At 45.0% G+C, this 12,032-nt stretch carries 11 protein-coding genes; 9 read left to right on the forward strand and 2 right to left on the reverse strand.

Going from position 1 to position 12,032, the window contains the following annotated elements; genetic code table 11:
- Positions 1 to 159: 159 nt before the first annotated feature.
- Positions 160 to 3,234: a ribonuclease E gene (gene rne, locus FKN08_RS02500; RefSeq protein WP_170891253.1), complete on the reverse strand. Its 3,075-nt coding sequence runs from the start codon at positions 3,232 to 3,234 to the stop codon at positions 160 to 162.
- Between the two features lie 639 nt (positions 3,235 to 3,873).
- Between rne and rluC the strand changes: the two genes are divergently transcribed.
- Positions 3,874 to 4,818: a 23S rRNA pseudouridine(955/2504/2580) synthase RluC gene (gene rluC / locus FKN08_RS02505; RefSeq protein ID WP_139059464.1), complete on the forward strand. Its 945-nt coding sequence runs from the start codon at positions 3,874 to 3,876 to the stop codon at positions 4,816 to 4,818.
- 70 nt (positions 4,819 to 4,888) lie between these two features.
- On the opposite strand, the gene FKN08_RS02510 is transcribed toward rluC, so the two are convergent.
- Positions 4,889 to 5,470 carry a nucleoside triphosphate pyrophosphatase gene (locus FKN08_RS02510; RefSeq protein ID WP_005396976.1) on the reverse strand — a complete coding sequence of 194 codons (582 nt, stop codon included), beginning with the start codon at positions 5,468 to 5,470 and terminating at the stop codon, positions 4,889 to 4,891.
- A gap of 149 nt (positions 5,471 to 5,619) precedes the next feature.
- Here FKN08_RS02510 and yceD point away from each other — a divergent pair, with 149 nt between their 5' ends.
- The 8 genes from yceD to fabF all read left to right on the forward strand — a co-directional run bounded on the left by yceD (position 5,620) and on the right by fabF (position 11,970).
- A complete protein-coding gene (gene yceD, locus FKN08_RS02515; protein ID WP_005396977.1) occupies positions 5,620 to 6,144 on the forward strand; it encodes a 23S rRNA accumulation protein YceD in 525 nt (174 codons plus the stop codon).
- 59 nt (positions 6,145 to 6,203) lie between these two features.
- Positions 6,204 to 6,374 carry a 50S ribosomal protein L32 gene (gene rpmF, locus FKN08_RS02520; RefSeq protein ID WP_005396978.1) on the forward strand — a complete coding sequence of 57 codons (171 nt, stop codon included), beginning with the start codon at positions 6,204 to 6,206 and terminating at the stop codon, positions 6,372 to 6,374.
- Positions 6,375 to 6,384: 10 nt separating this feature from the next.
- Entirely contained in the window at positions 6,385 to 7,410 is a 1,026-nt protein-coding gene (gene plsX / locus FKN08_RS02525; protein ID WP_012841590.1) for a phosphate acyltransferase PlsX, read from the forward strand.
- 5 nt (positions 7,411 to 7,415) lie between these two features.
- A complete protein-coding gene (locus FKN08_RS02530) occupies positions 7,416 to 8,366 on the forward strand; it encodes a beta-ketoacyl-ACP synthase III (protein WP_005396980.1) in 951 nt (316 codons plus the stop codon).
- 75 nt (positions 8,367 to 8,441) lie between these two features.
- A complete protein-coding gene (fabD, locus tag FKN08_RS02535) occupies positions 8,442 to 9,365 on the forward strand; it encodes an ACP S-malonyltransferase (RefSeq protein WP_012841591.1) in 924 nt (307 codons plus the stop codon).
- 46 nt (positions 9,366 to 9,411) lie between these two features.
- A complete protein-coding gene (gene fabG / locus FKN08_RS02540; protein WP_031780596.1) occupies positions 9,412 to 10,146 on the forward strand; it encodes a 3-oxoacyl-ACP reductase FabG in 735 nt (244 codons plus the stop codon).
- A gap of 246 nt (positions 10,147 to 10,392) precedes the next feature.
- Complete coding sequence (gene acpP / locus FKN08_RS02545; RefSeq protein WP_004406112.1) at positions 10,393 to 10,626, forward strand: acyl carrier protein; 234 nt, start codon at positions 10,393 to 10,395, stop codon at positions 10,624 to 10,626.
- A gap of 93 nt (positions 10,627 to 10,719) precedes the next feature.
- Positions 10,720 to 11,970 (forward strand): beta-ketoacyl-ACP synthase II, encoded by a 1,251-nt coding sequence (gene fabF, locus FKN08_RS02550; RefSeq protein ID WP_005396984.1) that lies wholly within the window; start codon positions 10,720 to 10,722, stop codon positions 11,968 to 11,970.
- Positions 11,971 to 12,032 lie beyond the last annotated feature (62 nt).

Genomic DNA, 12,032 nt, shown 5'->3' on the forward strand with positions numbered 1-12,032 from the left:
ATTAAGTTCAAGAATGATACGAATAATGGCGTACAAATGTGATCACGAATTGGTATTTATATGAACAATTTATTGGGCAAATATGAAGATAAAAAAGGCTACCAGATGGTAGCCTTTAATTTATTTATGCCGTTAAGCAGTTGAACGTAATGATTTAGCCTAGTTAAAGTTAGGCTTTGTCATCTCTGCTGATGCGCGGTTTTTAGCCACTTGGCTACCCGCACCTTTAGCTTGGTAACGTTCGGTTTTGAACGGTGCTGCTGCAACCGTGATTTCGCGTAGCTCTTGAGGGCCAGGTGCTTTCGTCATCGGTGCGCTAGCGTTTAGCTTAGCCGCAACTTTAATGGCTTCGACTTTAGGCTCTGGTTTAGCTACTGGCGCTTCGGCTGCAATCTCTTTTGCTGCTTCAACCACAGGCTCTTCAGCAGGTGCCGTTTCTACAATGGCATCAACCGGTTCAGTCGCGGGAGTTTCAACGATAGGCTCTACCGAAGCTGTTTCTACTACTGCCGATTCAGTTTTTTCTGCGATTACTGCTTCCACAACAGGTGCTTCCACTACTGGAGCTTCCACTTTCGCTTCAACTGTTTCTTGAATCTTTGATTCAACAACTGGCGCTTCTGTTACAACAGGTTGCTCGCGGCGAATAATCACTTTACCCATAGCCATCTCTGGACAAGCAAAACCACCTTGCATTGTAGGTACTGCTGCTACTGTTTCTTCCTTAACTTGCTCTTCTTTCTTAGGTGCTGGTTTCGGAATGTAGCGTGGCATTACTTTACCCATAGCCATCTCAGGAGAAGCTACACCACCTTTACGCAGGCGGAACGGGTTAGGACGGCGATCGCGACCACGGCGACGGCGCTGGCCGCTTGCACGCAGGTGACGTGGCGAACGACGGTTACGACGTTGCTTAGACTCTGCTTGCTTGTTGTCTTGTTGTGCTTCTACCGCTGCTTCTGTTTGCTTCTCAACTTTGGTTTCAACCGTTTCTTGAGTCTTAACCGCCGTTTCTTCTGCTTTCTTCTCAACCGCTTCTTGGTCTTTAACGCGTACAGACTTGTTCAGTTTGCGACGTTGACGACGCTCCTTCACTTTTTCTGCTTTCGCGTTTTGTTGCTTTGGTTTGCTCTCTTCTGGTTTTGTTTCAGTTCGAGCTTCTGCCGCTAGCTGCAGGCCTTTTTCCGCTACTTTTGCATTTGCTTTTTGCTCTTGGGCTTTATCTGCTTGTTGAGTTTTAGGCTTACGCTTTTGGTTGCGGTTTTGCTGTTTATTGGTTTGTTGTTGAGCTTCGTTTTGCTCATTCGCTTGCTCATCACGAGGCTTACGACGACGTCGGTTATCACGGTTATCACGATTGTCGCGGTTCTCACGATTATCGCGTTGGTTGTTATTGCGACGACGATCATTGCGATCACGTTTGTTGCGTCGATTATCGCGATTTGGCTTTTTCTCTTCCTGAGGTTTCGGTTCTTCTTTTACCTCTTCAGAACCGCCGAATAGGAAACTACCAAGTGCTTTAAACAAACGGCTGAACAGTCCAGGTTTTTCTTCTTGTTCAACTTTCTCTTCTTTCTTCTTCGCCTCTGGGGCAGGTTTAGCTGCTGGTGCAGGTGCCGTTTGAGAAGGAGCCGCAAAGCCTTTAAGAACAGGTTCTTCGATTCGTTTAGGTTTTACGTCAACTTCCGCGGGCTCTTTACCTTCCGCTTCTTTCATTGCTTCCAGTTTTTTAGGAAGTAGGTAAGAAATCAGATCGAACTCTTCACCTTCACGAACACGGATAACTTCGAAGTGCGGCGTTTCCATGTCAGAGTTTGGAACAACCGTAATCTTCACTTCTTGAATGCGTTCGATATGGTTCACTGAACGACGTTTTTCGTTCAACAAGTAAGAAGCGATTGGCACAGGTACAACTGCGAGAACTTGCGCTGTATTGTCTTTCAGTGCTTCCTCTTCGATTAAACGAAGTACAGAAAGTGCTAGAGATTCGTTGTCGCGAACGACTCCAGTACCGCTACAGCGAGGACAGATGTGGTGGCTTGCTTCTGCTAGAGAAGGGCTTAAACGTTGACGTGACATCTCCAACAAACCAAAGCGAGAAATACGACCGATTTGTACACGAGCGCGATCAAGACGAACGGCTTCACGTAGACGGTTTTCTACTTCTCGTTGGTGGCGAACAGGTGTCATATCGATAAAGTCGATAACCACTAAGCCACCCAAGTCACGTAGACGTAACTGGCGAGCAATTTCGTCGGCTGCTTCTAGGTTCGTGTTTAGGGCTGTTTCTTCAATATCGCCGCCCTTGGTTGCACGAGCAGAGTTGATATCGATAGACGTTAGTGCTTCGGTTGGGTCAATAACAATAGAACCACCAGATGGCAGACGCACTTCACGTTGGAAAGCTGATTCAATTTGGCTTTCGATTTGGTAGTGGCTGAATAGTGGAACTTCGCCTTCATATTTCTTAACGCGGTTAAGGAAATCAGGGCGCACCAATTGAATGTGCTCTTTTGCACGTTCGTAGATGGTGTTGCTGTCAATTAAGATTTCGCCAATATCACGACGCAAATAGTCACGGATTGCACGAACGATAACGTTACTTTCTTGGTGGATTAAGAATGGAGCAGGGTTCGAGTCCGCTGCACCTTTGATTGCACCCCAGTGGTTAAGTAGTACATTCAAATCCCACTCAAGTTCTTCAGCACTCTTGCCAACGCCAGCAGTACGTACGATTAGGCCCATGCCCTGAGGCAGTTCCAAAGTACTTAATGCGGCTTTTAGTTGAGTACGCTCGTCACCTTCGATTCGACGAGAAATACCGCCAGCACGAGGGTTGTTAGGCATCAGAACAAGGTAACTACCAGCAAGAGAAATGAAAGTAGTAAGAGCTGCGCCCTTGCTTCCACGTTCTTCTTTTTCCACTTGAACGATAACTTCTTGGCCTTCCGTTAGCACTTCTTTAATGCTTGGACGACCTTGGTAGGTGTAACCTTCAGGGAAATATTCGCGGGCAATTTCTTTGAGAGGGAGGAAACCGTGACGCTCGGCGCCGTAATCAACAAATGCGGCTTCTAAGCTTGGTTCGATACGTGTGATACGTCCTTTGTAGATATTCGCTTTTTTAGATTCATGACCTGGACTCTCGATATCAAGATCGAAAAGTCGCTGGCCATCAACCAGAGCGACACGCAACTCTTCTTTTTGAGTTGCGTTAATTAACATTCTTTTCATTGAAAATTCTCGTTGTCTTTTCTTTTATATCTTTCTTGTCGACTTGCCACTGTTTTTTCGCTCTTTCACGGTGCCTGATCCCATGGCTTGTATTTTGCAGCCTCCCGGCTGGAAGGGGATGCTCTCGGGCACTTCAGTCATCACAAGCCTCTTGTGGTTTCTGTTGGAAACGTAGACTTGTGACCCGCTATTTGGGCGGTAGGTACTCAACGTGAATATGCGAGGAGTAGGGTGGCAAGAGTGTTGAATTCGATGTGTCTCACGCCAATGCTGCACTCGACCTTCAACGATCTACTCACATTGCTTGAGGATAAATGATTGGTAATGAATAAAATGTAACCAAACCTTCCTTAGCAGCTGTGAACTATAGCAGTGCGCGTGGCTATCAGCAATCTGCTTTCACGCAAACGATAGAAAATTTGCCGCTAAACTCAAAATTTCTAATTTATAACTGGCTGTTTCATAAGCAATTGAGATGTGTAAACTGATCAAGACAGAAAACAAATTGAGAACTCGATTGAGAGTTTTAATAATTTAAACAAAAGCTTGGCGAAATTTAGACCAGTTTGTACTATCAAGTGTTTCTTTTACGACAAGAATAATGTGAAGTCGCGCGAAATTGAGTTTACAATACCGCCCATGAGCGAAATAAGAACAAAAGTCCAGTTCGTCGACATTGACGAAGATATGGCGGGTCAGCGCATTGATAATTTTTTGCGCAACCAATTAAAAGACATCCCTAAAAGCATGATTTACCGAATCGTGCGTAAGGGCGAAGTACGTGTAAATAAAAAGCGTATAAAAGCAGAGTACAAGTTAAAAGCAGGCGATCTCGTTCGTATTCCACCGGTGACTGTCGAGAAAAAAGATGGCGATGTCGCGCCAAGTACGAAACTAAACAAAGTCGCAGAGTTGGAAGATATGATCATCTTCGAAGATGATCATATGTTGATTCTAAACAAACCATCTGGTACCGCTGTGCATGGTGGCAGTGGCTTAAAGTTTGGCGCGATTGAAGCGCTTAGAGCTCTGCGTCCTCAAGCTCGCTTTCTTGAACTTGTGCATCGTATTGACCGTGATACTTCAGGTATCTTGCTGGTTGCTAAGAAGCGTTCTGCACTTCGTCACTTGCAAGCCCAGTTTCGTGAAAAGACAGTGAAGAAGTTTTACTTAGCTCTTGTCATGGGACAATGGAAAAGCAGTTGTAAGGTTGTGAACGCGCCACTGCTTAAAAACGAAGTGAACAGTATTGTTCGTGTTAACCCTAACGGTAAGCCGTCTGAAACGCGTTTTAAGATTTTGGAAAAGTTTGAACAAGCAACATTGATTCAAGCGAGTCCGATTACTGGTCGAACTCACCAAATCCGAGTTCATACACAATATACGGGCCACCCAATCGCTTGGGATGATCGCTACGGTGACCGCCGCTTTGATGCTTACACAGGTCAAGTTGGTTTAGATCGTTTGTTCCTACACGCGGCAAACATCAAGTTCCAACACCCATCAAATGATGAGTGGATGGAAATCAACGCACCGATGGAACCGAAGCTAGAAAAAGTGTTGGCGGGTTTAAGAAACGCGTAACCATGTTTTCCTCGCGGATGCAAGAAGGGAGCCTGTGGCTCCCTTTTATCATATTTTGATCAAATTTTGATCAAAGGACATCGAGTCCTTGAACATGCAACATATCAATCAAATCAATCAGTGGTAGCCCGACAAGTGTGTTCGGGTCTTTCCCCACTAATTTGTTAAACAAACAAATTCCCATTCCTTCGCTTTTAAAGCTGCCTGCGCAGTAAAAAGGTTCTTCCCTGTCGACGTAGCGCTCGATTTGTTCAAGCGTCAAATCTCTAAAGTGTACTTCGAAAGAATCAAAGCCGACTTCTGTATGGTTTGTGACGGTGTTATGTACCGCAAGACCAGTATAGAAAGTGATGACTTTTCCACTTTGAGACAAAAGTTGATTTATTGCGTTGTCTCTATTTAAAGGTTTGCCAACGATTTCACCATTAATGACACAAACCTGGTCACTGCCGATAACTAAACTTGCTTTATCCGTCTGGCAAGATGTTGCTTTCTCTTGGGCCAATCTTTGCACCAGTTCAAGAGGCGTTTCCTGGTCAAACGGTGTTTCATCGCAATCAGGTGATAAACAAATGAACGGTAGTGAAAGCTTTTCAAGCAGTTGTTTACGAAAAGGGGAGGTTGAAGCTAAAACCAGTTGGTAATTTTTCATTTTGAATTACAATTCGTGGGAGCATTTCCGATAGGATAATCGATCAAAAATGATTCTGGCTAATGCTCTGTATGTTAAGCGTAAAAAAGTACAACTTTTTTGCCTTTTTCTTTGACTAATTTTGATTTGGAAGATAATATTCGCGCCCTATGCAAAAGGTAAAAATACCGCGAACGGTTGACCCAGCGAAAGCTGCACAGAAACGATTAGATTACGATGGAATCATCCAAGCTAGTCTTTTCAAGCGCTTAGCGGAAACAACTGAAGGCGTAAAACGCGACGCAGAAGTCTCATTGTCATTTGGGATGGATGAACAGCGACTCGTTGTTATCTCTGGTAAAGCTAACATCGAAGTCGATTTAGAGTGTCAGCGTTGTAATGAGGTATTCGCACATGAGTGCGAAGTTGAATTCCTTTCTACTCCTTACTACGGTGAGAAAACGGAACAGGAAGCACCAGAAATTTATGATTTGGTAGATCTAAATGAATATGGTGAATTAGACCTTATACAACTGGTTGAAGACGAGTTCATCTTAGCATTACCTCAAATTGCGATGCACGATGAAGCGGATTGTAGCGTTGATTCAAATAACATGGTTTTTGGTGAGATTCCTGAAGAAATTGAGGAAGAAAAACCGAATCCATTCGACGTTTTGAAAAGTCTGAAAAAGTAATAGGTGTGGTAACCGATTCTTCTTCAGGTTTTTAACCCAATAGTATAGGAGTAGGGTCAATGGCCGTACAGAAAAACCGTAAAACTCGTTCTAAGCGCGGTATGCGTCGTTCACACGATGCGCTAACTACAGCTGCTCTATCTGTAGACGCGACTTCTGGTGAAACTCACCTACGCCACAACGTAACTGCTGAAGGTTACTACCGTGGTCAAAAGGTTATCAACAAGTAAGGTTGAACCTTTGCAAAGTATTACCGTTGCACTTGATGCAATGGGCGGGGATTTCGGTCCACGCGTAACAGTGCCTGCCGCCGTGCAGGCACTGTCTCATTTCCCAGAGCTAAAAGTGATTCTTATAGGTGATCAATCTCTGATCACGTCTCAATTATCTCAACTCGGTACCTCGACCAGTTCCCGCTTGACTATTCTTCATAGTGAGAAAGTTATCTCGAACTCAGAAAAACCTTCATTGGCACTACGTAATAGCCAAAATAGTTCCATGCGTATGGCTATCGATTTGGTTTCTGAGCAGAAGGCGGATGCTTGTGTTAGTGGTGGCAACACCGGTGCATTAATGGCACTATCGCGTTTCATTCTTAAGTTACTTCCTGGTATTGAACGTCCTGCTTTAGTTTCAGCTTTACCGACGATTACTGGAAAGCGTACTTGGATGCTAGATCTAGGTGCGAATGTATCGTGCGATGCTGATAGTTTGTTCCAATTTGCTGTAATGGGCAGTGCACTAGCAGAAGAACACTTAGGTTGTCCTCCTCGCGTTGCTGTACTCAATATTGGCGCAGAAGAGATTAAAGGTAACGATTTAGTCAAACGTTGCGCAGAAATGCTTTCTCAGACCGACGCGATTAACTTTGTTGGTTATATTGAAGGTAATCAAATTTTGCATGATGTTGCAGACGTCATTGTATGTGATGGGTTTGTCGGCAACGTATGCTTAAAAGCCAGTGAGGGAACAGCTCAACTTTTTATCGAAAAAATTAAAACCAGTATGATGGCGTCAACGATAAAGGGTTGGATTGCTAGAAAGTTGTTTTCTCGGCTATTTAATGAACTAAAAACACTGAACCCCGACCAGTATAACGGCGCAAGTTTGCTAGGATTGCGCGGCATTGTCATAAAAAGCCATGGAAGTGCGGATGTATCTGCGATTGTCAATGCACTTGGCGAGGCAGTACACGAGGTCAAACGACAAGTACCAAGCCGTATTAGCGATCGTTTGGAAGCGGTTTTACTCGAGAGGCATTATTAGTCTTCATGTATAGCAAAATTTTAGGTACTGGCAGCTACCTGCCATCTCAGGTGCGTACAAACGCAGATCTAGAGAAAATGGTAGATACAAGTGATGAGTGGATCGTTGCTCGCACGGGTATTAAAGAGCGTCGAATTGCTGCAGAAAATGAGACTGTAGCGGACATGGCATTCTACGCAGCTGAAAACGCTATCGATATGGCGGGTATTGATAAAAACGATATCGACCTGATTATCGTAGCCACAACGAGCAGTAGCCATACTTTCCCTTCATCTGCGTGTCAGGTGCAGGCAAAGCTTGGCATTAAAGGTTGTCCAGCTTTTGACTTAGCCGCTGCTTGTTCTGGTTTTGTGTACGCATTATCTGTTGCAGACCAACATATTAAATCGGGTATGTGTAAAAACGTACTTGTTATTGGTTCAGATGCTTTGTCTAAAACGTGTGATCCGACAGACCGTTCAACCATTATCCTATTTGGTGATGGTGCTGGAGCCGTTGTCGTAGGCGCTAGCCAAGAGCCAGGTATTATTTCTACCCACATATACTCGGATGGTCAATTCGGTGAGCTACTAAGCCTACCTGTACCTGAGCGTGGTCAAGATGCTGACAAATGGCTTCATATGGCAGGTAACGAAGTATTCAAAGTCGCTGTCACTCAGTTATCGAAACTAGTAAAAGATACGCTTGAAGCCAACAACATGCATAAGTCTGAACTAGACTGGCTAGTACCGCATCAAGCGAACTATCGAATTATTTCGGCAACAGCGAAAAAGCTTTCAATGTCTTTGGACCAAGTCGTAGTGACATTAGACCGACACGGGAACACTTCTGCGGCGACAGTACCGTCTGCGCTGGATGAAGCTGTGCGCGATGGTCGCATTAAACGCGGGCAGACTTTATTGCTAGAGGCGTTTGGTGGCGGTTTCACTTGGGGCTCTGCTCTGGTGAAGTTCTAAGTTTCACGAGAATTCAAAATTTAAGGTGCACTTGGTGCATCTTATTTCTTTTTACTTTGCTTAAAGGAAAACAACATGAGCAAGTTTGCTATCGTATTTCCAGGTCAAGGTTCTCAAGCTGTAGGTATGCTTGCAGAACTAGGCGAACAATATGACGTAGTAAAACAAACATTTGCAGAAGCATCTGACGCACTAGGTTACGATCTATGGGCGCTTGTTCAAAATGGACCTGCAGAAGATTTAAACGAGACTTTCCGCACTCAACCAGCTTTGCTAGCTTCATCTGTTGCAATCTGGCGTGTATGGCAGGAGCTTGGTTTAGAGCAACCAGCAAACCTAGCCGGTCACAGCCTAGGTGAGTATTCAGCACTTGTATGTGCGGGTGTGATTGACTTTAAAGAAGCAATCAAGCTGGTTGAATTACGCGGTAAGCTAATGCAAGAGGCGGTACCAGCAGGTACTGGCGCTATGTACGCGATTATCGGTTTGGCTGATGATGCGATTGCAAAAGCGTGTGAAGACGCAGCGCAAGGTGAAGTGGTTTCTCCAGTAAACTTTAACTCGCCTGGTCAGGTAGTTATCGCGGGTAGCAAAGACGCTGTAGAGCGTGCGGGAGCGCTATGTAAAGAAGCTGGGGCGAAACGTGCGCTTCCTCTTCCTGTTTCAGTTCCATCACACTGTGCGCTTATGAAGCCAGCAGCGGAAAAACTTGCAGTAGCTCTTGAGTCTATCGAATTTAACTCACCACAGCTGCCAGTTATCAACAACGTTGATGTGGTTGCTGAGACAGATCCTGCAAAAATCAAAGATGCACTTGTTCGTCAGCTACATAGCCCAGTTCGCTGGACTGAAACAGTCGAGCTTATGCATGAGCAAGGGGTAGAACAGCTTCTTGAGCTTGGTCCTGGTAAGGTTTTAACAGGTCTAACAAAACGTATCGTGAAAACGCTAACTGCAGCAGCAGTGAATGATGTTGCGTCGCTAGACGCGGCGAAGTAATCCATCAAGCGATAAAACTTGCGATAAGAAAAGGAAACACAACATGATGAATCTAGAAGGTAAGATCGCGCTAGTTACCGGCGCAAGCCGTGGTATTGGCCGCGCGATCGCGGAACTTCTTGTAGAGCGCGGTGCGACGGTTATCGGTACGGCTACTTCTGAAAGTGGCGCTGCTGCTATCAGCGAGTATCTTGGTGATAACGGTAAAGGTCTGGCACTGAACGTGACTGATGTCGAGTCTATCGAAGCGACACTAAAAACGATCAACGAAGAATTTGGTGTGATCGATATTCTGGTGAATAACGCTGGTATTACTCGTGACAACCTATTGATGCGTATGAAAGATGATGAGTGGAACGACATCATCGATACCAACCTAACGCCTATCTACCGCATGTCTAAAGCGGTTTTACGCGGCATGATGAAAAAACGTGCGGGTCGTATCATCAACGTAGGCTCTGTTGTTGGTACCATGGGTAACGCAGGTCAAACTAACTACGCAGCAGCGAAAGCGGGCGTGATTGGTTTTACTAAATCAATGGCTCGTGAAGTTGCGTCTCGTGGTGTAACAGTGAACACTGTTGCCCCTGGTTTCATCGAAACTGACATGACAAAGGCACTAAATGATGAGCAACGTGCGGCAACGTTGTCGAACGTGCCAGCTGGTCGTTTAGGTGACCCACGTGAAATTGCATCAGCAGTAGTTTTCCTTGCTTCGCCTGAAGCAGCGTACATTACTGGTGAAACTTTGCATGTAAATGGTGGCATGTACATGGTTTAATGAGACAGTTTGTGCAAAATAAGCTATTTTACATTGTGAAAAATAGCCTATAGTTGCAGTTAACTGTCATGAACTTGTCATGCTTATGCGCAAGATTTGTGCATGATTTAAGTCAAAAATGTATTGAAATTCGGTTAAATTCGCTAATTTTGTGGTTTGACCAGCAAGGACCCCCTTGCAACTTTCAATAGTTCGAATAAACTACGGAATCATCGCATTAGGCGAAATCTGTAAAGGAAAAGAAAAATGAGCAACATCGAAGAACGCGTAAAGAAAATCATTGTTGAACAGCTAGGTGTAGACGAAGCAGAAGTTAAAAACGAAGCTTCTTTCGTTGACGATCTAGGTGCTGATTCTCTAGACACTGTAGAACTAGTTATGGCTCTAGAAGAGGAATTCGACACTGAGATTCCTGACGAAGAAGCTGAGAAGATCACTACTGTTCAAGCTGCAATCGACTACGTAAACAGCGCTCAGTAATTAGCTCTCCCAGGCGGTCTCCTAGACCGCCTGTGTTCTTTCTAACTTCTTCTATCCTCTCATAGAAATATTCAATTCCCGGAGAATTATATCGTGTCCAAGCGTCGTGTAGTTGTCACTGGCATGGGTATGTTGTCACCGGTAGGCAACACAGTAGAATCATCTTGGAAAGCCCTGCTAGAAGGTCAAAGTGGTATCGTGAATATCGAGCACTTTGATGCTACGAACTTCTCAACTCGTTTTGCAGGTCTTGTTAAAGATTTCGATTGCACAGAGTACATGTCTAAAAAAGATGCTCGTAAGATGGATCTTTTCATCCAGTACGGCATTGCAGCGGGTATTCAAGCTCTTGATAACTCTGGCTTACAAATTACCGAAGAAAATGCGGCTCGAGTTGGTGTTGCTATCGGCTCAGGCATTGGCGGTCTAGATCTGATCGAAACAGGTCACACTGCATTAGTAGAAAAAGGCCCTCGCAAAGTTAGCCCATTTTTTGTTCCTTCGACCATCGTAAATATGGTTGCAGGTAACCTATCTATCATGCGTGGTCTTCGTGGTCCAAATATCGCGATTTCTACAGCATGTACTACTGGCCTACATAACATCGGTCATGCTGCACGAATGATTGCGTACGGCGATGCAGATGCGATGGTTGCTGGTGGCGCAGAAAAAGCGTCTACGCCTCTTGGCATGGCTGGCTTCGGTGCAGCTAAAGCGCTATCTACTCGTAATGACGAACCTCAAAAAGCGTCTCGTCCATGGGATAAAGGCCGTGATGGTTTTGTTCTAGGTGATGGTGCTGGCATGATGGTGCTTGAAGAGTACGAACACGCGAAAGCACGTGGCGCGAAGATTTACGCAGAACTGGTTGGTTTTGGTATGTCTGGTGATGCTTACCACATGACTTCTCCAAGCGAAGATGGCTCTGGTGGTGCACTTGCGATGGAAGCGGCAATGCGTGACGCGAACATCACAGGTACCCAAGTAGGTTATGTGAATGCTCACGGTACATCTACTCCTGCTGGCGACGTTGCAGAAATCAAGGGCGTGAAACGTGCTCTTGGTGAAGAAGGTGCGAAGCAAGTACTTGTATCATCAACTAAGTCTATGACTGGTCACCTATTAGGTGCAGCAGGCTCTGTTGAAGCAATTATCACGGTTATGTCTTTGGTTGACCAAATCGTTCCACCAACGATTAACCTTGATGATCCAGAAGAAGGTCTAGACATCGACCTTGTGCCGCACACTGCGCGCAAAGTTGAAGGTATGGAATATGCTATCTGTAACTCGTTTGGCTTTGGTGGTACAAACGGTTCTTTGATCTTCAAAAAGTTCGCTGAGTAACACTATCTAACCTTATTTAGGTAAGCGAAACTTGTATTCTAACGGCTCGATGCTTAGCATTG

The sequence above is a fragment of the Vibrio sp. 1-2 (7-a) genome (assembly GCF_013048515.1).
In the GTDB taxonomy this organism is placed as follows: domain Bacteria; phylum Pseudomonadota; class Gammaproteobacteria; order Enterobacterales; family Vibrionaceae; genus Vibrio; species Vibrio diabolicus.

Bases quoted from the DNA above. Each gene is read 5' to 3' on its own strand.
- rne (WP_170891253.1), bottom strand. From the start codon at position 3,234: ATGAAAAGAATGTTAATTAACGCAACTCAAAAAGAAGAGTTGCGTGTC.
- rluC (WP_139059464.1), top strand. From the start codon at position 3,874: ATGAGCGAAATAAGAACAAAAGTCCAGTTCGTCGACATTGACGAAGAT.
- FKN08_RS02510 (WP_005396976.1), bottom strand. From the start codon at position 5,470: ATGAAAAATTACCAACTGGTTTTAGCTTCAACCTCCCCTTTTCGTAAA.
- yceD (WP_005396977.1), top strand. From the start codon at position 5,620: ATGCAAAAGGTAAAAATACCGCGAACGGTTGACCCAGCGAAAGCTGCA.
- rpmF (WP_005396978.1), top strand. From the start codon at position 6,204: ATGGCCGTACAGAAAAACCGTAAAACTCGTTCTAAGCGCGGTATGCGT.
- FKN08_RS02530 (WP_005396980.1), top strand. From the start codon at position 7,416: ATGTATAGCAAAATTTTAGGTACTGGCAGCTACCTGCCATCTCAGGTG.
- fabD (WP_012841591.1), top strand. From the start codon at position 8,442: ATGAGCAAGTTTGCTATCGTATTTCCAGGTCAAGGTTCTCAAGCTGTA.
- fabG (WP_031780596.1), top strand. From the start codon at position 9,412: ATGAATCTAGAAGGTAAGATCGCGCTAGTTACCGGCGCAAGCCGTGGT.
- acpP (WP_004406112.1), top strand. From the start codon at position 10,393: ATGAGCAACATCGAAGAACGCGTAAAGAAAATCATTGTTGAACAGCTA.